General features: G+C 27.3%; 18 protein-coding genes. 3 read left to right on the plus strand and 15 right to left on the minus strand.

The features are described from left to right. Positions 1-65: 65 nt before the first annotated feature. Complete coding sequence (locus NG918_RS13565; protein WP_252226615.1) at positions 66-614, minus strand: ECF transporter S component; 549 nt, start codon at positions 612-614, stop codon at positions 66-68. A gap of 280 nt (positions 615-894) precedes the next feature. On the opposite strand from NG918_RS13565, the gene trpS reads away from it, so the two are divergent. Further along, positions 895-1,905: a tryptophan--tRNA ligase gene (gene trpS, locus NG918_RS13570; protein ID WP_252226617.1), complete on the plus strand. Its 1,011-nt coding sequence runs from the start codon at positions 895-897 to the stop codon at positions 1,903-1,905. A 203-nt stretch (positions 1,906-2,108) separates the two neighbouring features. Here the strand turns inward: trpS and NG918_RS13575 are convergent, their stop codons facing one another. The 3 genes from NG918_RS13575 to galU form a co-directional block, all read right to left on the minus strand. Next, positions 2,109-4,130, minus strand: a complete 2,022-nt coding sequence (locus NG918_RS13575; RefSeq protein ID WP_252226619.1) for a methyl-accepting chemotaxis protein — start codon at positions 4,128-4,130, stop codon at positions 2,109-2,111. Between the two features lie 262 nt (positions 4,131-4,392). Further along, a complete protein-coding gene (locus tag NG918_RS13580) occupies positions 4,393-6,402 on the minus strand; it encodes a methyl-accepting chemotaxis protein (RefSeq protein WP_252226621.1) in 2,010 nt (669 codons plus the stop codon). Between the two features lie 242 nt (positions 6,403-6,644). Continuing rightward, on the minus strand, positions 6,645-7,517 hold the full coding sequence (gene galU / locus NG918_RS13585; RefSeq protein WP_252211809.1) for a UTP--glucose-1-phosphate uridylyltransferase GalU: 873 nt from the start codon (positions 7,515-7,517) through the stop codon (positions 6,645-6,647). 345 nt (positions 7,518-7,862) lie between these two features. Here galU and brnQ point away from each other — a divergent pair, with 345 nt between their 5' ends. Beyond that, positions 7,863-9,134 (plus strand): branched-chain amino acid transport system II carrier protein, encoded by a 1,272-nt coding sequence (gene brnQ, locus NG918_RS13590; protein ID WP_252211808.1) that lies wholly within the window; start codon positions 7,863-7,865, stop codon positions 9,132-9,134. 59 nt (positions 9,135-9,193) lie between these two features. Here the strand turns inward: brnQ and NG918_RS13595 are convergent, their stop codons facing one another. The 8 genes from NG918_RS13595 to NG918_RS13630 form a co-directional block, all read right to left on the minus strand. Then, positions 9,194-10,297 carry a Gfo/Idh/MocA family protein gene (locus tag NG918_RS13595; RefSeq protein ID WP_252211807.1) on the minus strand — a complete coding sequence of 368 codons (1,104 nt, stop codon included), beginning with the start codon at positions 10,295-10,297 and terminating at the stop codon, positions 9,194-9,196. Positions 10,298-10,447: 150 nt separating this feature from the next. Then, entirely contained in the window at positions 10,448-11,053 is a 606-nt protein-coding gene (locus tag NG918_RS13600; RefSeq protein WP_252211806.1) for a sugar transferase, read from the minus strand. Positions 11,054-11,203: 150 nt separating this feature from the next. Continuing rightward, positions 11,204-12,424, minus strand: coding sequence for a glycosyltransferase family 4 protein (locus NG918_RS13605; protein WP_252226624.1), 1,221 nt, complete (start codon positions 12,422-12,424; stop codon positions 11,204-11,206). A gap of 383 nt (positions 12,425-12,807) precedes the next feature. Next, entirely contained in the window at positions 12,808-14,826 is a 2,019-nt protein-coding gene (locus tag NG918_RS13610; protein ID WP_252226683.1) for a methyl-accepting chemotaxis protein, read from the minus strand. 364 nt (positions 14,827-15,190) lie between these two features. Further along, complete coding sequence (locus NG918_RS13615) at positions 15,191-15,829, minus strand: NAD(P)-dependent oxidoreductase (protein ID WP_252226626.1); 639 nt, start codon at positions 15,827-15,829, stop codon at positions 15,191-15,193. Positions 15,830-15,855: 26 nt separating this feature from the next. Further along, a complete protein-coding gene (locus NG918_RS13620; RefSeq protein WP_252226627.1) occupies positions 15,856-16,461 on the minus strand; it encodes a DsbA family oxidoreductase in 606 nt (201 codons plus the stop codon). A gap of 151 nt (positions 16,462-16,612) precedes the next feature. Beyond that, positions 16,613-17,044: an Rrf2 family transcriptional regulator gene (locus NG918_RS13625; RefSeq protein ID WP_252226628.1), complete on the minus strand. Its 432-nt coding sequence runs from the start codon at positions 17,042-17,044 to the stop codon at positions 16,613-16,615. Between the two features lie 173 nt (positions 17,045-17,217). Next, positions 17,218-18,471, minus strand: coding sequence for a glycosyltransferase (locus NG918_RS13630; RefSeq protein WP_252211801.1), 1,254 nt, complete (start codon positions 18,469-18,471; stop codon positions 17,218-17,220). A 212-nt stretch (positions 18,472-18,683) separates the two neighbouring features. On the opposite strand from NG918_RS13630, the gene wecB reads away from it, so the two are divergent. Next, positions 18,684-19,748, plus strand: coding sequence for a non-hydrolyzing UDP-N-acetylglucosamine 2-epimerase (gene wecB, locus NG918_RS13635; RefSeq protein ID WP_252211800.1), 1,065 nt, complete (start codon positions 18,684-18,686; stop codon positions 19,746-19,748). 195 nt (positions 19,749-19,943) lie between these two features. Here the strand turns inward: wecB and NG918_RS13640 are convergent, their stop codons facing one another. From NG918_RS13640 to NG918_RS13650, 3 genes are all read right to left on the minus strand, one after another. Further along, on the minus strand, positions 19,944-21,434 hold the full coding sequence (locus NG918_RS13640; protein ID WP_252211799.1) for an O-antigen ligase family protein: 1,491 nt from the start codon (positions 21,432-21,434) through the stop codon (positions 19,944-19,946). 2 nt (positions 21,435-21,436) lie between these two features. Next, entirely contained in the window at positions 21,437-23,299 is a 1,863-nt protein-coding gene (locus NG918_RS13645; protein ID WP_252211798.1) for a nucleoside-diphosphate sugar epimerase/dehydratase, read from the minus strand. Positions 23,300-23,363: 64 nt separating this feature from the next. After that, a complete protein-coding gene (locus tag NG918_RS13650; protein WP_252211797.1) occupies positions 23,364-24,347 on the minus strand; it encodes a glycosyltransferase family 2 protein in 984 nt (327 codons plus the stop codon). Between the last annotated feature and the right edge of the window lie 234 nt (positions 24,348-24,581).

The raw sequence follows: 24,581 nt of genomic DNA on the forward strand, positions 1-24,581 counted from the left end.
ATTCCTAAGTTCAATTACTCAGCCCACTTTGCTTATGCACATATCACTAATACCTAAAATAAAGATTAATTCAATACTGCTTTTTTAGCTTTAAGCAATACCCCACTTAACGGTAATGCTATAACTACTCCAGTTGTAACTTGAATTATATTACCTACTATATCTTTTGAAGCATATATTAATCCTTGAACTACTCCTGCTTTTTCAGTTAAAAATCCTGCCATAATTGTCCCAGCAACAAAATAACCTACAATCATAAATACTCCACTAATAGCAAATGCTGTTGTATTCTTTATAAAAGAATTATTACTTTTCATTTTCTCCAAAATACATCCAGCAATATATGCCATCATTCCTTTAATAATTAATGTAAATGGAGCCCATAAATAATAACCACCTAATACATCAACAAGAAACATTCCTAATGCACTTGTTATAGCACCTTTTTTCTTTCCTAGTAATACTACAGATAAAAACACCATGCAATCCCCAATGTGAACAAAACCTCCAAGTGATGGAATTTTTATTATACTACCTGCCAGATATACTAATGCTATCATAAGCCCCATTAGCACCAATTCTTTAACATTTAAAGTTTTACTTTCACTTTGCATAATTTTTTCCCCCTAAAATAAATTTAATGAGCTTATTATATATTCCAACTCGATTCATAGCAAATGTACCCATACAATTCATAAAATAAATAAATGACTATTTAAACTTTGTTAGTTAAAATGGAGAGTTGAGAATTTCACTCACTTTGCTTATGCATATATCAACACTCTGCTAAAACAGAGCCATATTTTAAAATACTAATTATTGTAATAATTGACTTACATCTATGCAATACCTATAATATAAGTATTATTATTTACCTTAGAAAGAGGGGTTTTTATGTCAGAAAATATAGTTGAAAGTAAAAAAGTAATATTTAGTGGTATTCAACCTTCTGGTGATTTAACTTTAGGGAATTACCTTGGAGCGTTAAAAAATTGGGTGAAATTGCAAGATGAATTTGAAACTTATTATTGTGTGGTTGATTTACATGCTATAACAGTACGTCAAAAACCTGCCGATTTAAGAAGAAGAACTTTAGAATTATTATCTATATATCTTGCTGCAGGAATAGATCCAAATAAAAATACATTATTTATACAATCTCATGTACCAGCTCATACTGAAGCTGCATGGATACTTACTTGTAATACTTATATGGGTGAACTTGGTAGAATGACTCAATATAAAGATAAATCTCAAAAGTATGGTGATTCAATAGCATCTGGTTTATTTAATTATCCAGTATTAATGGCTGCAGACATACTTTTATATAATACAGATTTAGTTCCAGTTGGTGCTGATCAAAAGCAACATTTAGAATTAACAAGAGATATTGCTGCAAGATTTAATAATACTTATAGTGATACTTTTAAAATTCCTGATCCTTATATTCCAAAAGCTGGTGCAAAAATTATGAGTCTTCAAGATCCATTAAAGAAAATGTCAAAATCAGATGACAATCCTAATGGCTTTATATTAATTATGGATCCACCAGATGTTATTAAAAGAAAAATCAGTAAATCTGTAACTGATAGTCTTGGTATAGTAAACTATACTGATGATCAACCTGGAGTTAAAAATTTATTAAATATATTAGGCACTATTAAAAGTGTTGATCCTACATCTTTAGTTGCAAACTATGAAGGCAAAGGCTATGCCGAACTTAAAAATGATGTAGCTGATGCTGTAATTGAAGAATTAGTTCCAGTCCAAGAAAAAGTTAAAGAATTCTTAAAAGATAAGAAAAAACTTGAAGAAATTTATTCAGAAGGTGCTAAAAAAGCATCTTATATAGCAAATAAAACTTTAAGAAAAATGCAAAAGAAAGTTGGATTCATTCCAAGATAAAAGTTTTAAGAATTACAAAAAGCTATGATTTTTAAATCATAGCTTTTTGTTTTAAAGAAATGTTGATATCTTAGTGTAAGATTACATTTATTACTTGTCTTATTTTTATATTAGAAGCAAGCTAAATTGGACTATATTAATTTTATATCCCTAAATTTAATTACTCCGCCCAGCTTTGCTTATGAATATATCAACATAACCTTTTATTTAAGCTTAAATTGTTGTATTTCATCATTTAAGTTATTTGATAATTCTTTTAATTCACCTGCATATTTAACAAATTCATCAGTAGATGCAGACACTTCTTCAGTTGACGCTGATACCTCTTGTGATGACGCTGCTGTCTCTTCTCCTATAGCAGATAAATTTTGAACTTGATTTACAACATTATCTTTCTTTAAAGTAACTTCATTAATTCCTTCAGCTATTTCTTCAACTCTATTTGTTAAGTTGTTTATTGAAGAAATTATATTGTTAAATATACTTTCTGCATTTAATACAGATTTTTCCTGACTATTAACAGCATCATTAGTCTTATCAACCTCATTTACTGCTTTATTAACATTTGTAGCAACTTCTCTTATTATTGAATCAATTTCTTTTGCTGATTCAGATGTTTGCTCTGCAAGTTTTCTTATCTCTTCAGCAACAACTGCAAATCCTTTACCAGATTCCCCTGCTCTTGCTGCTTCTATGGCTGCATTTAATGCTAAAAGATTTGTTTGTTCTGTTATTTTAGCTATTGCTTCATTCATTAAAGCTATATTTTGTACACTTCCTGAAACTACTTTAACAACATTGCTCACATCTAAAGTGCTTGTTTTAGTTTGACTGGACTTGTCCATTATGTCTTTTATCATATCAAGTCCTTTTTTACTTAAACCATCTGTATCTATTGCTAATTTACTTATATTTTTAACCGCATCATTTATTACATTTATTTCATTAGATACACCATCTAAATTTTCTGATAAACTTTGAAGATTTTCCGCTGACTCCATACTTCCATTTGATATTTCTCCAATAGTATTAGCAACCTGACTAATAGCTAATGATACTTCTTCACTCATATTTGCTAATCCTGATGAAGTATCGTTAACTCTATGAACTGATGTATCCACCTTCCCAATTAAATAAGAAATATTTTCAAGCATTTCATTAAAACTCTTTCCAAGTTCTTCAAGTTCATCTCCCGTTGAAATATTAATATTATCTGTAAAATCTCCATTTGCTGCATTTTTAATTACTTCTTTAATTTTATTTATATTTTTAGATAATTTAACAGCAAAATTTCTTCCTAAAATTATTACAAATATTAATAATATAATCGCTGTTATTATTAAAATTCTTTTATAACTTTGTTGTGATTTCATAAGTTCAGCTTCAGGTATTTTGAGTAATATTTTCCATCCAGTTAAATGTGAAGTCGTAAAATTTATACTATCTTTCTTATCTTTTTCACTAACTTTAGTAAAACCACTATCTGAATTTAGTATGTAATTCCATTCTTGTTTCTTAGATATATCAGAATTTCCTATTAGCTCTTTATTTGTATGTGCTATTACAATACCATTATTATCAACAATTGCTAATTCACCATTATTGCCATATTTAATATTCTCTATTGCATCTGCAAGACTTGTTAATTTAAAATCTATACATAAAGCACCTTGTACTTTACCATCTTTTATAATAGCCTTAGAAATTGTTGCTACATATTGTTTTGTTGCCATATCTACAAAAACATCTGTAAAAGCAAACTTGCCATTCGCATTTTTAGCTTTTACATACCATTCATTTTTTGTATAATCTTTATCATCAAAGTCTGCATCAGGATATATAACAAACTTTTTACTATTTCCACTATAATAATATGCATTTTCAATATCTACATTTCCATTTTTAAATAATTTCAAGTCTTCATATAAAGCATTATTGTCAATTTCACTATCATCAAAATTATGTCTAGTAATAATATGATTTAACATTGTTTCAATACTATTAATTTTTGTATTTATAGTTTCGTCTACTGCTTGTCCTAAACTCACTCCACTTTTCTTAAAATCTCTATCACTAGAAATTGAAAATCCTACTATAGATGTTATTCCTAATACAAAAATCGGAATTGCTGCAACAGTTATCATAATTGCTATTAATTTACTCTTAAGAGTTTTAAAATTTAATAATGAAACTTTATTTTTAGATCTTATTTTATTATAGCGCATCAAAATCCCCCTTTATTATTTTTTATTAGAATAATATATTATGTTCTTTAGTTAATTTATATTAATATTTTCGTAAATATATATATTTTCTTGAATTTTTTGTCGTTTTTAGTTTTTTTAATTTTAGATATAAATCTTAATAAAAAAATATTAACATTTTAAAAATTAGTAAAAATAAAAAGATATGATTTAAAACTCAGTACAAAATCATTAATTTATTACTGGATTAATCATATCTTTTTATATATGTCAACGAATCCTTTTATTTAAGCTTAAATTGTTGTATTTCATCATTTAAGCTATTTGATAACTCTTTTAATTCACCTGCATATTTAACAAATTCATCAGTAGATGCTGATACTTCTTCTGATGATGCTGATACTTCTTCTGTTCCTGCTGCTGTTTCTTCTCCTATAGCTGATAAATTTTGAACTTGATTTACAATATTATCTTTCTTTAAAGTAACCTCCTCAACTCCAGATGTAATTTCTTCTAATTTATTTGTTAAATCATCTATTGATAATAATATATTATTGAAAATATTTTCTGCATTTAAAACTGATTCTTCTTGACTTTGCACTGCTTTACTAGTTTCTTTTACTTGGTAAACTGCTCTATCAACATTTGTAGAAACTGTTTTTATTGTTTTATCTATCTCTTTAGCTGATTGTGCTGTTTGCTCTGCTAATTTTCTTATTTCATCTGCTACAACTGCAAATCCTTTTCCAGCTTCGCCTGCTCTTGCTGCTTCTATTGCAGCATTTAATGCTAATAGATTAGTTTGTTCAGTAATTTTAGCTATTGCTTCATTCATAAATGCAATACTTTGTACACTTTCTGCAACGATAGAAACTACATTGCTAACATCAATTGTACTTTCTTTAGTTTGACTTGATTTATCCATAATAGTCTTTATCATATCAAGTCCTTCTTTACTTAAATTATTAGTATCTATTGCTAAATTGTTTATATTTTTACTTGCAGTATTAATTGTATTTATTTCAGTTGATACATCTTCTAAATTACTTGATAAAATCTCAAGATTTTGTGCCGATTCCATACTTCCCTTAGAAATTTCACCAATAGTATCTGCTACTTGAGAAATTGCTGATGATACCTCTTCACTCATACTAGATAAATTAACCGAAGTATCATTAACCTCTTTAATAGAATTATCAATATTATAAATTAATCCTGAAACATTTTCTTGCATGTCATTAAAACTCACAGCTAATTCTTCTAATTCATCACCAGTTAAAATGCTGATTTTTTCACTAAAATCTCCAGTTGCAGTCTTTCCTATTGCTTTTTTAATCTTAATTATATTTTTAGCTAATTTAATAGAAAATACTCTTCCTAAAATTATTGCAAGTGTTAACAATATAATTGCTGTTATAAATAAAACTATTTTATAGCTTTTTTGAGCTTCTTTAAATTCTGATTCAGGAATTTCCAGCAATATTTTCCATCCAATTTTATCTAATGTTGTAAAATTAACTTTATATTCAGACCCCTCAATATTCATATCTATAAAATCTTCATTTACATTTAGTATGTTATTCCACTGTGAATTATTGGTTATATTATTATTTCCTATGTATTCACTATTTGTATGTGCAATTACTGTACCGTTTTGATCAAATATTGCTAAAATCCCATTTTCACCATATTTAATATTAGATATTGATTTTGCAATACTGCTTAAATTAAAATCTGCGCATAAAACCCCTAGAAATTTATCGTCCTTAACAACAGTTTTAGAAATAGTAACCACATACTCTTTATTACTTATATCTTCATATACATCTGTTATACCAAATTTATCCTTTGCTTCCTTTGCTTTTATATACCAATCTCTAGTTGTATAATCACTCTTAGGCATATCCTCATAAGGATACATTACAAAATTTTTACTATTTTCACTGTAATAATACGCTGTAACTATATCTTTATTTCCTTCTTTAAATAATTCAAAATCTTCATTTATCTTTCTGTTTGATTCTTCCGTATCATCAAAGGTATTATTATTTATTATGTAATCCATAACCTCTTCTACAGTATTAAATTTTGAATTTACATTTTCTTTAACAGATTGTCCTAAACTAATCCCACTTTTCTTAAATTCATTATTACTTGAAATCGTAAATCCAGTAAGTGATGAAATACCTAATACTAATATAGGAATTGCTGCAATACTTATCATTATTGCAACCAATTTATTTTTAATAGATCTAAACTTTAACTTAATATCTACTTTTTTATTAGCCTTCATTATAACTATCCCCTTTTATTGTTTTATAATATAAATATCGACAATTTTATTATCCACTTAAGCATTTATTATCCTTATATATGAAATTTATTTTTAAATTTTTAATTAAATTTAAAAATATACAACTTAATTTAACAATAAAAAGCATAAAAACTATTTAAAACTTAATAATATAAGACTCTGTTTTAAATGATTTTTATGCTTAATTACTTAATTATATTTATACTATATAATTATTTATTTTATTTTTCATCCCATGGATTACTTTTTAGATATTCTATAAAAGGTTCTCTTAGTTCTTCTCTTTTTAACGCAAATTCTACTGTTGCTTGTAAGAACCCAAGTTTATCTCCTACATCATATCTTCTTCCTTCAAAATTATACGCATACATAGCTTCTTTACTGATTAAAGTTTTTAATGCATCAGTTAATTGAATTTCCCCACCTTTTCCTGGCTTTGTATTTTCTAATATATTGAATATTTCAGGAGTTATTATATATCTTCCTAAAATTGCTACATTGCTAGGTGCTTCTTCTGTTGATGGCTTTTCAACTAAATCCTTTACTTTATAGACTCTATCTTCTATATGGATTCCATCAACTATTCCGTATTTTGATACGTTTTCTTCCGCTACAGTTTGAACACCTAAAATAGTAGTATTATATTCACTGAAACAATCTATTAATTGTTTTAAACATGGTTCTTCACTATCAACAACATCATCACCTAATAAAACTGCAAAAGGTTCATTACCTACAAATGTTTTTGCACAATGAATTGCATGACCTAATCCTTTAGGTTCTTTTTGTCTAATATAATGTATATCAACCATATCTGAAATATTTCTTACTAATTCTAAAAGTTCTTCTTTACCTGACTTTTCTAATTCAAATTCTAATTCTATAGATTTATCAAAGTGATCTTCTATACACTTTTTATTTCTCCCTGTTATAATAAGTATTTCTTCAATGCCCGATGCAACGGCTTCTTCAATTATGTATTGAATTGTTGGTTTATCAACTATTGGTAACATTTCTTTAGGTTGTGCTTTAGTAGCTGGTAAAAATCTTGTTCCAAGTCCAGCTGCTGGAATAATCGCTTTTTTAACTTTCATCTTTATATCTTCCTCTCATAAGGTTATATTTTTTTGATTGTGCCCTAAATAAAGTTTTTACTTATAATTTTAACTATTCTTATGTTATCACATATTTACTAAAGTGTTAATATGTAATAGAAACTCTTAATATATACTTGCTTAATTTTTAAATATTTAAATGTTTTTTTAATATTTTTATAAAATTATAATATTTTTATTATTGTTTTAATTTAAATTACTGGTCATATATTGTTATTTTGTATTGAGGATATACTAATGTTATGTTAATATCTAAAAGTATCACTTATTAATAATAATTAGTATTACATATAATATTCTCAATAATTTTAGGAGGAAACTATTATGAAAAAAAACACAAAAGATATAATTATAATAGGATTTGCTTTATTTGCTATGTTTTTTGGTGCTGGTAATTTAATATTCCCACCATTTTTAGGTCACATGGTTGGTGATCAATATATTTTAGGTATCATAGGATTTGTCTGCACTGGAGTTGGATTACCGCTTCTTGCTATAATAGCTGCAACAAAAGGTGATGGTACATTTGAAACTATGGCTTCTAAAATAGGTCCAAAATTCGCTATAATTTTTGCGACAATATTATTTATAGCAATTGGTCCTATGCTTGCAATTCCTAGAACTGCTGCAACTACATATGAATTAACAATAAGTCCTTTAGTACCTAGTCTTAGTCCTCTTGTTTCAATGATAATATATTTTGGAATAAATTTAATTTTTGTACTAAAGAGATCTTCTATAATTGATACTATTGGTAAATACCTTACTCCCATGTTAATACTTATATTAACATTTATAATTGTAAAAGGTATAATATCCCCTATAGGACATGTTGTTTCTACTAATGTAACCGCTGTATTGTCATCTTCATTTATAGAAGGCTATCAAACAATGGATGCATTAGCTGGGTTATTATTTGCTACAGTTATTACAAATACACTTAAAGAAAAAAAATATTCGAACAAAGAATTACTTCCTATGACCTTAAAATCAAGCGGTGTTGCTGTAATTGGTTTAGCATTCATTTATGGTGGTTTAATGTTTTTAGGTGCTCAAACAAGTGGAGTTGAAATTCCAGATTTATCTAAAACAAGCTTACTATTATTAATTTCAAATGATATATTAGGTAATATTGGTACTACTATAATAGGAATTGCTATTGGCCTTGCTTGTTTAACAACTTCTATAGGATTATTAACTGCTGGTTCTTCATTTTTTGAAAAAGCATCTAATGGAAAACTATCTTATAAAATGAATGCATTAGTAATTTCATTAATAAGTATTATAATTGGTTCTCTTGGTGTTGATAAAATAGTTAAAATATCTGGTCCTATTTTAACTATCTTATATCCAGTAACTATAACTTTAATAGTTACTACACTAGCTAATAATTATATAACAAACATAAAAGCAGTTAGAATAGGTGTTTATACCTCATTAGTATTTGGAATATTAGAAATAATACCATCTATTAATTTAAACTTTATTCCTCTTGGAAAGTTAGGATTTGCATGGCTTATTCCAACTATAATTTCTATCTTAATAGGATATATTATATTTCCACTAAGAAAACAAGATGCAAGTTCATTAATATAATAAATATCTTTATTAAAACAAAATGCAGAAGGAAAAATTCCCTCTGCATTTTGTTTTAATTACTTTCTTCCTTTAAACTCATCTTTCATATCTAAAGTACTAAAGTTTTCTAATGGAAATTGCACTGGCATACCAGTCTTTCTTGATTTATATGCTGCAAGAATTATAGACATAGCATTTCTTCCCTCTTCACCGGCTATTAAAGGCTTTCTATTGTTATTTATAGCATCTATTACATCCTTAAATAATGGTGTGTGTCCTTCGCCATATACATTGTCTATTTTAACATTAACTTCTTCTTTAACAGCTTCTTCATTTTCGCCATCAAATCTCCAAGTTTCAAGTTCATTATTTGCAAGACCTCCAATGCAAACTGCTCCAGTTTCTCCAAAAATACTTAAAGTCTCTTCTAAATTCTTTGGATAAACACAAGCTGAACCCTCAACAATACCAATAGCTCCATTTTTAAATCTTATAATTATTGCTCCAAAGTCTTCTGCTTCAATGTCTCTTAAATAAGTATCACATTCAGCGTATACTCTTTCGATTTCTCCACCCATCATCCATTGAAGTAAATCTATATTATGTATACATTGATTCATTAATGTTCCACCATCTAATTCCCAAGTTCCTCTCCAAGGTGCTTGTTCATAGTATCCCATATTTCTATTCCAAAGGATTCTTGCTGTACCATTAACTAATCTACCAAATTTATTTTGTTCAATAGCTTCTCTTAACTTTTTAATTGGCTTATTAAATCTATTTTGATGACAAACTGCAAGCTTAACATTGTTTTCTTCTGCTACTTTAATCATTTCATTAGCATCTTCAATTGACATAGCCATTGGCTTTTCTATTAATGTATTTATTCCTTTTTTCATACAGTAAATAGCTATTTCTGCATGATATCCACTTTCAGTGGCTATTGTAACAACATCTATATCTTCTTTTTCAACCATTTCTTTGTAGTCTGAATATGCATGAACAGTATCTTGTGATACTCCACATTTTTCTATGTATTCAGCTTTTTTCGCTTCTGCTTTTTCTAACATAACGTCACATGTTGCAACTAATTCTGCTTCTTCAATATTTTTTGATAAAGCTTCAACATGTTTATAAGAAATTCTTCCACAACCAATAATCGCAAATTTTAATTTTTTCATAATACTACACGACCTTTTCTATATATTTAATATGCTTAAATTTTATTATAAATTATAACACTTGACCTATAAGCTTACTGTAAATTACTCTTAAGCTTAAGAATATTGTTTATACTACAATATCAACTTTATTTTAATTACATAGTTTTTCTATATACATTTTAATATAGTTTTTACTATTATATAAATATCAAAAAATACATTACTTTTGTTTATGTATTCTAAATTTAATGCTAATTTATTAGGCATAATTGTATTTATGTAAAATTCTTCTGGATTTTCAGCTTTTCCAAGCAGCGCATTTTCATCCTTATATCTTATAGATGCCAAATCAGTTATTCCTGGTTTTACTTCAAGTACCTTTCTTTGCTCATCATTATACATCTTAACATACCTTGGCACCTCAGGTCTTGGTCCAACTAAGCTCATATCGTCTTTAAATACATTTATTAATTGTGGTAATTCATCTAATTTATATTTTCTTAAAAATGAACCTATTTTAGTAATTCTATTATCATTTCCTACAGTTATTTGCTTTCCTAATTTTTCAGCATCAACTACCATAGTTCTAAACTTTAATATTTCAAAGTCCTTGCCATCTTCTCCGACTCTTATCTGTTTAAAAAATACTGGACCATCAGATCCTGTTTTTATCATAATAGATATTAAAATAAATATTGGACTTAAAATTATTATTCCTAAAGTAGAGCATATAAAATCAAATACTCTCTTAACTATCTTATTAAAATTGTTCATGAATACACTCCTACAAAATCAATTCTAAATTTACTGTTATAAATTTTTTCTATATTATTGCATAATTTATCAACAATATATTTAATAGATATTTTATCATTTTTAAATAACTTAAGTTGTAAATATATTAATTCTTCATAAATTCTTAACTTATTTCTTTAAAGCATTTAAAAATTTCACTGCTAAACCATGATAAGTATGATTTTTTAATACATAGTCATTTCCGTTTTGACCCATTTTATCCTTTTCATCATCACTTAATTCTTTAATTTTTAATACTGCTTCAACTACTGCTTCAGGATCTTCCGCTGGTACTGTTATTCCACAGTTAGAATCCTTAACTGGATCATTTGAAGCTTCTATTGCGTAAATTACAGGTCTTGCTGCCATCATATAATCAAATAATTTATTTGGACTAACCCCGTAATTAAATAAGTTTTGTTTCTTTAAACTTATATAACAAATATCTAATAATTGTAATGCATTATCCATATTATCTTTTAATACTGGATCTAAAAACTCTACATTTTTTACATCATTAGCTTTTGCATAATTAATTAACTCATCTTTGACATTACCTTTTCCAACTAAAACATACTTAACTTTTTCATCTTTAGTTTTCTTTGCTGCATCTATCATTGTATCTAATACATTTGCTGGTGAATGATTTCCTGTATATCCAACTAAAAAATAACCTTGCTCTTTTAATTCTTTAAGTCTTTCAATAGTCTTTTCTGTTGGTGGATTTTTCTTTTCACCAAGTATTATTCCATTTGGAACATACACATATTTATCAGTTGAAAATCCTCTTTCTCTTATATGCTTATCTGCATTAGGTAAAATTGATACGATAACATCTGAAGTTTTATAAGCAAAGTCTTCAGCTCTTTGAAGTACTACTATTGCTGGATTTTTCTCAGAAAATCCTCCAATTTCCATAGGACTAAGTGGCCATAAATCATGTATTTCAAAACAAAGTTTTGCATCACATCTCTTAGCTATTCTATGAGCTGGATATATATCTAAAGGATATGTAGATGATGCTATAACTGCATCTGGTTTATACTTATCTGCAATTTTTTTATAATTCATTCTTAATTTATACATAAAAGTTGATATGTTTTTTATTCTTCCAATTCCATTTCCACTGTATTCTGGTGTTTTCACCCATACATATGTAATTCCATCTATTATTTCTTCTTCAAAATCCTTTGTAATCTTAGGATTGTTTTTTCTTAAATGAGAAAAATCAGCACCTAATATAGTAACATTGTGCCCCATGTTTTTCCATTCTCTAGCCATATAATATGGTCTAAATTCCATTCCATGATAATCAGAACCAGCATAGTGGTTTATAAGTAAAATATTCATTTAAAATTCTCTCCTTAAATTATGTAATATATAACTTAATATTTACATACTTATAAATAGAAACTATATTGTTTTTTAAATTCCATTCGTTATACTTTTCATATTTACATTATACTAATATTTTTTATCTCATAGCTAGCATTCATAATACTCCTACCTGTAAAAGTAGGAGTATTATGAATGCTAATTCCTTATGGATATAACAATTTCTAAGTCTCAAATAGAGTAAAAATCCCATCTAAGATAAAATTTTTGTTTATAATTCTAGTAGATTATAACATAAAAAAAATTTTATTTAAATCCATAAGAATTAAATAAATAAAAAGCTTACAATCTTTATTTTATAAGATTATAAGCTTTTAACATATAATTTACTTTTAAGTCTATGATAATTTAAACTTCTCTACTGTATTGTTAAGTTTTTCAACTAATTCTTCTAATGTATAAGTTGATTCTACAATTTGATGCATAAAAGCAGTTTGCTCTTCATTTGATGCAGTAACCTCTTCTGTAGATGCTGCATTCTCTTCTGTTACGGCTGCAACATTATTTATAATATCAGCTGTTACATTCACTTTCTTTTCCATTCTATTAGTGGCCTGTGATACATCTGATACAACACTATTAACTTCATTAAATGCTTTTTCTATTTCTTCAAAATCATTACCAACTAATGTTGCCATTTTAACTCCATGCATAACTTCACTTGTTCCAGCATCCATTTTATTTGATATGATTTCAATTTGTTTTTGAACCCCGCTAATAAGTTCTGATATCCTTTTTGAAGAATTACTTGATTGTTCTGCTAATTTTCTTACTTCATCTGCAACTATAGCAAATCCTCTGCCTTGTTCACCGGCTCTAGCTGCTTCAATGGCTGCATTAAGTGATAAAAGATTAGTTTGTTCAGCTATACCACTTATTACATCTACAATTTGTCCAATTTCTCTAGATTGTTCTAATAAATTTTGTATTTCTTCAACATTATGTTTATTAGTTGCAGCTATATTCTTTATACTATCTACAGCTTCTTTAACTCCTTGTGAAACTGTGACACTCATATCACTTGATTTTTCTACTATATTTATCATATAGTTACACTTTTTAAATACTTCATTTATATCTTCAACTAATTCTCCTGTTACAATAGATGCTTTACTTGCTCCTTCTGCTTGAGATACAGCACCTGTTGCTATTTCTTGCATACTTCGTGAAACATCTTCACTTCCCTTTAATGATTCACTTGTTGCTGACGCTAAACTATTAGATACTACCATAACCTCATCAGCTGAACTACTTATGTCACCTATCATTTCCTTAAGTTTTAAAACTGTATTGTTTAATCCTTTTGTTACTTTGGAAATTTCATCTTGTCCGTGAATTTCTAATTCATTTGTAAGATTCCCCAATGCAATTTCTTCTGCGAAATCAGACAACTTAGTTAATGGCAATGTCATTTGTTTTGCTACAAATGCTATTACAAGTGCTATAATAAATACAATTGCTATTGTTATGAAAAGTAAAATTGTCATTAACCTATTTGAAGAAGCAAATAATTCTTTTTCAGATACAACACTTGCTACACTCCAGCCTGATAATGGAACTTTATTGTAAAATACAATGGATTTATTATCTCCATTTCCAAATCTAAATACACCAGATTCTTTTTCCATCATTTCTTTTCCTAATAATTGTATATTTTCATCTTGTATTTCTGATATTTTTGTTTTCATTACTAATGACTCATCTGGATGTTCAAGAATAGTTCCATCATTTCCTATTAATAAACTATATCCTTTATCACCATATTTAAATTCCTTAACCTTTTCCTGAATATGTAAAAGATTTACAGCAGATATCATTGTTCCTATTGTTTGCTCTGATTCATTATTAATTGGGACACCTATTACAACCAAAGTTTTACCAGTTCCCTTTGATACTACTGGATTAGATATATTATATGGCACTCCACTCATTAAATTTTTGTACCATGCTTTTTCTGACACATCACCATTTACAAAATTTCCATTTGAATATTGAGCTCTAGATTTACCATCATTATTAAATAAAGTTGCTGCTGCATTATCATATTCTCCTGGATAATTTTTTTCTAAAAATTTAATTCTTTCTGCATTAAAATTATCTACAGCAGAAATATCTGTTTCTATTAGTTTTGCTGTAGGTGTATTAGCAGAACTTCTTACTTCTAATAGTTTTCCTTCTAGCCAAGTGTTTATATTCTCAGTTAGTTTTTTTCCTTCCTCTAATTTATTATTAATAAGTTCATTCTCAATATTTTTTCTAAATTGATAAAATGTTGTAAAACTCAAAATTGACATTCCAATTATCACAACAGGTAAAATCGTAATTAATAATTTCATTTTAAAAGATAGCTTTTTCAACATTTTTATCACTCCCGTAATTCTATTTGTAACATATATATTCTCCGCAAAACTCCCCTAAAATTAACAAACCCATTTATATAAATTATCGAATTACACTATTTACACTTAAGTATAAAATAAAAAATTATATATTATATGTTGCAATAAGAGATCTTAAATAAATCAAATAGATGTTTACTCTATTATTGTATATTTTAAATTGCAACATATAATATATTTTTTAATCAAGTAATATATTTTTTAATCAAGTTAACACATTTATAATTTTTTATAGTAAAAAGTATGTGTTATTAATAATATGTTTTTCGAATAATATACATAAAATTTTTTTATATAAATTTCTGCTTATAGTATTTGTATTTTACTTATATGCTACTGTAAATCTACTTTTTATATGTTTAGGAGTTTCAATTTCATCAATAATAGCTACTGCAAAATCTTCAAAAGAAATTTCACTTTTTCCCTTTTCATCTACAACTAAATATTCATCTCCAACTGAATATTTTCCTGTTCTTACTCCTGGTGCTATTAATGCTGCTGGACTTAGATATGTCCAATTTATTTCCTTTTCATTTCTATATATATCTAAAGACTTTGAATGAGCTAATGCTATTGGTTTCCAATCTTCAGGGAATCCTTCTGTCTGAACTAATTCAATACCACTTTCAACTTTTAAACTTCCAGCTCCACCCATTGCTACAAGTCTATTAACACCTGACTTTTTAACCAAGCTTATTAAATTATTAGTTGCATCTATTAGTGTATTCTCTTGTCCAAATTTAGGCCCAAAAGCACTAACTAAAACATCTACTCCCTCTAATTTATTTTCTAATGTATCTAATTTTAAAATATCCCCTTGTAAAACAGTTAATTTTTCATTAGTATCTTTTACCTTTGATTTGTCTCTTGCAATAGCAATAACCTCATGTCCCCTATTTAGAGCCTCTTTTAAGATCATCTTTCCCGCATTTCCTGTTGAACCAATTAAAGCAATTTTCATAATATATCTTCCTTCCATTTATAAAATTAATTATTTTTTAACAATTGTCTTTTTATTATTTCTTCTAAATTTTCTTTTGATGTAATACCTTGTACTACTTCGTCACCTATAAATATTGTAGGCACTGCTGTAATGCCACTCTCTTCATAAGCCTGCTTCAATACCTCTTCTTGCTTATCTTTATATTTTCTAGTATTTAAAACCTCACTAAATTTTTCTTTATTTAAACCTATTTCTTCAGCTAACTTAGATAATATTTCAACTTTTCCAATATCTAATTCTTCTTCAAAGAAACCCTTAAAAACTCTTTCAACATATTCATTTCCTTTTCCAAACTCAACTGCATAATGATATCCTTCAAAAGCTAAATTAGTATATGGATGAGGTGAAAGCTTGGGTAATTTCATACCTATCCCTAATTTTTTTGCCATTGGTTCAATAAAATTATTCCATGAATTTAATTTTGAAGAATCCTTCCAAGGATCAATTCTAGTCGATGGCTCTGGTCTTAATTCAAATGGCATCCATTGAATATTTACATCCTTTCCTTTTACAGCCTGACTTAAAGTCTCCTCTCCTAAAAAACAAAATGGACAAACAAAATCAGAATATACCTTAATATTTAATGTCATTTTAATAACCTCCTTATTTTTGTTGTAATTGATATAGTTACAACACTTCCAAAAAAATTTGTTTTCTATAGTAAGTATTAATTTGCAACAATTTATAAAATTATTAACAGTTGTAACTATATAAGTTACATCTATTTAAAAAAAAATTGATTTACTTCTCAATTTTTTTCCTTATGCCTTTAACTATATATTCCATTGTTACATTTCCTAATACTTGTTCCATAGCTTCTTGAGCACTTAATAGTACACATTCAAGCACACCTTGAATATTTGCACCAATAGGACAATTTATATTTGGTGATTCATGAAATTGAAATAATTCTCCTTCTTTGACGACCTCCACAGCTCTGTATACATCTAGCAATGTTATTTGGTCTAACTCCTTTAATAAATAAGCTCCACCAGCACCTGCTATAACATTAACTAAACCAGCTCTCTTTAACATTCCCATTACTCTTCGTATAACAACTGGATTAGTATTTACACTACCTGCTATCCATTCAGAAGTACATAAATTGCTATCTTCCATAGATAGTATAGATAAAATATGAACTGCTACAGAAAATCTACTGCTTATTTTCATTTTTATCACTCCTGTTGTAACCATTGTAGTTCTATCGAATGCTAAAGTCAATAGTTTTTATAAACTTTTTAAGTTAAAGAATAAAAAACGAAACATGGTTATTCATATTTTTATCTTACCAAAATATAAAACAACCATGTTCTAACCTATATATTTTAATAAATCTACTTATCTTAATATGGTTGTATTTCTTTCGAAAAGCCTTGGAAATTATTCTCACCACAGAAATTTTCTAACCATATTTCACGACATTTCTCTCTAAATTTTTGCTTTTCTTCATCAGAAAGTTCTGCCATTCCTCTAATCTTATTTCCACATTCCTCTAGTTTAAAATTAACATCTAATAAAAATCCTGTTTCTTCATTTCTTACTATCTCGCTAGTTCCTCCAACATCAGTAGCTATAGTTGGAATTCCAAATGAACAAGCTTCCATAATACTTACAGGTAAACCCTCTGAACTACTTGTATTTACAAATAAGTCAACTGGATTATTTGAATAATAATTCATCAATTCTTCATTCTTTACTGATCCTTTAAAATCCACATCCATAAAGCTTAAGTTTTCTTTTGAGTACTCTTTTACTTCCTCTAGTCCATCCCCTGCACCAAAATGTATCCATTTTAATTTTAATCCAGAATCTTTTAATGTTGCTAATGATTTTGCTAATAAATCAATTCTTTTAACTGGTGACACATGACAACAACTAACTATTCTATACACACCATCATTTGATGAATTAGATATACCATAGTTTCTAGTTCCAAGATAAGCTGTTTTTATTTTCTCTTTATAAGCTGGGTATAAACCTTTTAAATAATTACTACCATCATCAGAACATGGATATACTTTATCTAAATTTTCAAGCAAATAATATCTAAGTGGTAAATAATTTAATGAATTTTTATCAGCATAAAGATCATATCTATGTGTACGACTTACTACTTTACTAGTTTTATCTCCAAACTTTTCTTTTAATTTTATAACTGCATATGCTATATCATATAACCAGTAACTATAAAATGTCTTTTTATCATAACTCTTTATATCAGAACTCATAAGAATATTCTCACATTCTTTGTATACACTCTCTGCCTTAGCTAAAAAGTATGTTAAGTAACCTCTTCTTTTTAATGATCCCTTAACTTCGTTGCTTTCCTCTTTTAAAACATATCCTTTATACTTTGAAAATGGGAAAAATTTTATTGCATTCACAGGTAACTTACGCTTTATTCCTGATGCTTTAATTCTATGTACTTCAAAATTTTCAGGAACCTCTCTAGTTTGTATTGCATTATCTGCAGTACTAGTAGCTATAAGAATTATTTTATCAAAAGCTTTTGAAAGCATTGGTATTTCATCTTCAATAAATTCCTCTCCTTTATCAAAAGGAAAGACTTTAGTTAAAAGAACTAAACAGTTTTTCATTATTTTCCCTCCATTGTTGTAATAGTTTAAGAATAACATAGCAAATTATCCATTTCAACTCACGATTGTCCACATTGATAGTTTACAATTAATACTGAGCAATTAGTATATAATTAATGTAATTAATTATAATTTAAGTTTGATTAATAGTGCCGATATGCTAAAATAATACTCATGAAAACAATTATTTAAATCTTAAGGAGGCGTACTATATGAAAGTACTAACTGTAATCGGAGCTAGACCACAGTTTATAAAAGCCGCAACAGTCTCAAATAAAATTAGAAAAAATGGAAATAGTGAAATATTAGTACATACTGGTCAACATTATGATAATAATATGTCTGATATATTTTTTGAAGAATTAGGTATTCCAAAACCTGATTATAATTTAAATATTGGTTCTTCAAATCATGGAAATCAAACTGGAAGCATGTTATGTGCACTTGAAGATATATACCTAAAAGAAAAGCCTGATATGGTTTTAGTATATGGAGATACTAATTCAACTCTTGCTGGTTCATTATGTGCTAGTAAATTATTAATTCCAGTAGCACATGTTGAAGCTGGACTTAGAAGTTTTAATAAAGCAATGCCAGAAGAGCAAAATAGAATCTTAACAGATCATATCTCTGATTTATTATTTGCACCTACATTAACTGCAGTTAAAAATTTAGCTACAGAAAATATTACAAAAGGTGTTTATAATGCTGGTGATGTAATGTATGATGCTATAAACTTATTTAAAGAAAAAGCTAAAGAAATATCTAATATTACTGAAACTTTAGACTTAACACCAAATAGCTACATACTTTCAACAATACATCGTGCTGAAAATACAAATAGTTTAGAAAGACTTACTTCAATAATAAAAGCATTAAGTGAATGCAACAAAAAAATAATATTACCTCTTCATCCAAGAACAAAGAAATTCATTAGTGAATACAATCTACATGTAGGAGACAATATTAAAATAATTGATCCAGTAGGATATTTAGAAATGATTTCTCTTCAAGAAAATTCTGCTAAGATTGTAACAGATAGTGGTGGAGTTCAAAAAGAAGCTTATTTCTTAAAGAAACCATGTATTACAATGAGAGACGAAACTGAATGGATTGAAACCGTAGAAAATGGTTGGAATGTTATTGTTGGAAGTGATTCTAACAAAATTTTAAATGCTATTGAAAGCTTTAATCCAACTGGTACTCCTGCCTCTGCATTTGGTGATGGAGATACTTCTTCAAAAATAACAGATATAATTCAAAATTATAAGAAATAATAAAAACGTGGCTTTATGCCACGTTTTTTAGTTAAAAGTGGAGAATTGATAATTGAGAGTTTTGGTTGAAAGTCTTAAAGACTTTCTAAAAATATATATTTGAAATTCCATCAGGAATTTTTTCATAAACTCTCAACTTTGCACTTTCAACTCTCAACAAAAAAGGACTACCACTGTAGTCCTTTTTTATATATTTTAAAGATGAAATTCTTTCATTGATAATTTAGAATTATATTGATTATCACTTCTTTTATAAACTTGCATGCATGATACTGCAAAACCTATAAGTATCCAATATGAAAATACATAAGTTATTGAACTTGGTCCAAAACTTGCTGGTGCAAAAGCAATAAGACCGGTTGCTGCTGCAAAACATGCCATACTCTTCTTTTTTATTCCAATAATTATATTTCCTATAAGAATATATAAATAATATATTCCATATAATGCTACTCCAGGTAATCCAAAGTCACCTAATATTTCTATTGCGTAACAATGTGGACTATATATTTTTCCTGTATGCTTCTGTTCTTTAATGAAATTTTCTACATTTCCAACACCATATCCTAGATAATTTTTATCTGTTATAGTCCCTTTTAATACATCATTTATTATAGTAAATCTAACATTAACAGAACCTTCTCCGCCTTCTTGAAATTCTATATTTTCTAAACTATGCATCTTATTATTAAGTCCATTTTCTACTATCTCTTGTCCCTCAACAGGCTTTATATTCATAACAAGATAACTATACTTATAAGATAATGAAAGAGTAATACATAATATAAGTGGATAAATTATATTTTTAACTCCAATTTTCTTAATATTAAATATTGAAAAAATTAAGAAAACTCCTACTCCAAATGCCGCTGAAGCAAATCCAGTTCTTGATGTTGTTGTACCTATTAATATAAATACTATAGTTGATATTACTACATACCATACTTTCCCAAAAATATTTTTACATCTATAAATAGCATAAAAGAAAAGTGGCGATAATATAGCAAGTGTAGCCGCTAAATTGTTAGGATTAAACGAAAATGCCATTGGTCTTGCATTTATTTGATTTTGATCCTTTTGAGGTAATCCGTCCATAAATGCATCAGCATAATGTTTTATCGGTAATTGCTTTCCTAACAATACCTCTATAAATGCAATTAAAGTAATAAGTGATATTAGAAATAATAATAAATTCACTGTTTTCTTAAGTCTATCTTTGCTCACATTATAAACCATCATATTAAATATAAATGCAAACATCATTAAATATATTGCTATATATTTAATAGATAGGCTTTTACTCATTGCCCAAAAAACACTTGCACACATATAAACAAACCATATAACATATATGATTAAAACTTTCTTATCTATATGTCTTATAACATCTCTATCTTTTATTAGTTTATATAGTGACATTAGGGTAAACACGCCTAATACTATATGAAACATATATACACTTTGAATGCCTGGTGCATAAAGTGTATAATCATAGAATGCCGACACTAAAAGTACTGCATACATTTGATTATATATATCTTTTTCTTGCACTATGTATGATGATATAACTAAGGTTATTATATACATAATAGGTATTACATAATTTCCATTAGTTACTCCAAAAATCATAGCAATTATCGATATCAGTGTTATAAATATAATTCTAGTCTTATCTTCTCTACTCATAATTACTCCTTATCAGCATTTTCTGCTGCAACTTCATCCTCATTTTTATAATGATATGTTGGAACAATAGTTTGCATTTGATGTTTAATTTCATTTATGTCGTTTAATTCTAATAATCTGCGTAATTGTTCAAGTTTATAATTTAATGTATCCATATCTTCAAAAGTTGGTTTTCCAACATATATCTTTTGATGTGCAGTATCTTTTAAACCTTCTTCGCTCATTAAAAGTTCTTCGTATAATTTTTCCCCTGGTCTAAGTCCAGTAACAACTATTTTAATATCTCTATTAGGTTCGAAACCTGAAAGTCTTATAAGATCGCAAGCTAAATCATAAATTTTAACTGGTTTTCCCATATCTAGTACAAATATTTCTCCGCCTTTAGCAAATGCACCCGCTTGAAGTACTAGTTGAGCTGCTTCTGGAATCAACATAAAGTATCTAACTATTTTTTTATGAGTAAGGGTAACTGGACCACCATTAGCTATTTGCTTTTTAAATAATGGAATTACTGATCCATTACTACCAAGAACATTTCCAAATCTAACGGCAACAAACTCAGTTTTTGATTGTTTATCCATAGCTTGAACAATCATTTCACATAATCTTTTAGTTGCTCCCATTATATTAGTTGGATTAACAGCTTTATCAGTAGAAATCATTACAAATCTATCAATATTAGCTTTGCTTGCTTCAGTAGCTAAATTTAATGTTCCAAAAACATTATTCTTAACAGCTTCTTTAGGACTGTCCTCCATTAATGGCACATGTTTGTGCGCTGCTGCATGGAATACAACATTTATTTTATGTTTATTAAATACCTCATGTAATCTTTGTCTGTCTCTTATTGAACCAATTAAAACAGTAAGATTCATATCTGGGAACTCTTCTTTTAATTCATTTTGAATATCATATATATTATTTTCATATATATCAAATAATATAAGTCTTTTAGGATTATATACTGCTATTTGCCTACAAAGCTCAGAACCTATTGATCCACCTGCTCCAGTTACTAATATTGTTTTTCCTTGTATATAATCTGAAATACCTTTGTTATCTAATACAATAGGATCTCTTCCTAGTAAATCCTCTAAATCTACATCTTTAATTCTACTAACATTTGCTTCTCCACTTAATATTTCATACATACCAGGAATTATTTGAAGCTTACAATTAGTTTTTTTACAGATATCAATAATTTCCGCTTTATTCTTTGAATCAAGAGAAGGAATTGCTATTAATATTAAATCAATTTCTTGTTCTCCTACTACACATGGTATATCATATCTATTTCCTACTATCTTTACACCTGAAATTCTTCTTCCAAGCTTTTCTTTATCATCATCAATAAGAACTATAGGGTTATATTTTAATTCTCTTCTTGCCATCATTTCATTAATAATCATAGTTCCTGCTGAACCAGCACCAACAATCATTACTCTTCTTTGATCTGATGAATATTTAAATGGTATGTATAAAAGTGTTCTTCTATATACTCTATATAAAATTCTATAACCTAATACAAAGAAAATACTTAAAAGAATACCTACAACCGAAACATTTAATGGTATGACAGAACCCCAAAATCTAGTATATCCAATTGATACTATCCCTGCTAAAATTGATCCTCCAACACCTAATAGAAATTCATCGGTTCCAGTTAAATGCCACAAGCTTTCATACATTTTAAATAAATAAAAACACACTAAATATATTAAACTTACAGCTATAACGTCTTCTGTATATATTTTTGCAATTTCTGTGAACCTTCCACTTAAAGTTATATTTATAGCAAAAAGGTATGCCATATTTACCATAAATATATCAATTATCATAATTATCAGTGTCTTCCATTTTTTCATTATAGTTTCCTCCCGTCTGGAGAGATTCTTGCCATAACTTACAGCAAGTAAGACTCTATTTTAATTATCTCATTTTATTTAAAACATTTATTAGTAGCTTTGGACAAAATCTCATGCCACTACATTGAATTAAGTATCTTATATTATTTTTATCAAACTTTTGAATTTTATAATTTTTTAGATATGACTTAACATCCTCTTGACTTAAAAATTTAAATAAATCCTTATGGAAATTAGGATCTTTACCTAAAATTGAAAAAACATGTGATATCGAGTATTGTATTTTAAATTCTGATAAGAAATTTTCTATTTCTTTTAAATTGCTATCTTTCTTTACATAATTTAATAAATCTATATATGAATAATAGCAATCAAGATGCTTTAAAGATACATTTTGAGTTACAGAATTTCCCCATATTACATAAAAAGCTAGTATTTCATTTACACTTATAACTTTATTTGAATATAGTAATGCCTTTACAACAAAAACCATATCTTCTCCATATTTTCTATTAGTGTCAAATAATAAATTATTATTTTGAATAACAGAATTTTTATATATAGCACTTCTCATGCCTATAGTTATTTCATCCTTTAACTGTAAAAGTGCTGCTTCTTTTCCTGATATGAAATCATTTAAGTAATTAGTTCTATTCTTAACTAATACATTCCCGTTGTTATCAACTTCACTATAGTCACAAAATACAATATCGCATTCAGTTTTCTTTGCTTTTTCATACATAAGTTCAACAAACCTAGAATCAATATAATCATCACTATCTAAAAATGTTATATACTCTCCACTGGCTATGTTTATTCCTCTATTTCTAGCACAACTGACTCCTGCATTTTCTTGAGTTATAATCTTAAAGTTTATATCTGAGCCTTCTAATAATGATTTTGCTATTTCAATACTTCTATCTTTTGAACCATCATCTATAAGCAAAAATTCAAACTCTTTACAAGTTTGATTTATAACAGAATTTACACTTTTTTCAATACACTCTTCTACATTATAAACAGGAGTAATTATAGATACTTTAAACAAAATTATTCTCTCCCTTTATTTATTATAATAGATTCTACATGACTTTTTAGAATCTTTTATTTAAAATTTCTTACTTTTTTCTTACATTTTAAATATTATTATTTTTTTACTATTTGAATTATACTAATATTGATCATTATATGCAATGTTTACTATATTAGTGCCTTTAGCTAAAATGCACCCATGTACTTCATAATAATAGTATAATTCAAATTACAAGTTTAAATACTTTTA

Origin of the sequence: Clostridium sp. ZBS2 (genome assembly GCF_023845855.1) — a bacterium.
GTDB classification, from domain to species: domain Bacteria; phylum Bacillota; class Clostridia; order Clostridiales; family Clostridiaceae; genus Clostridium; species Clostridium aquiflavi.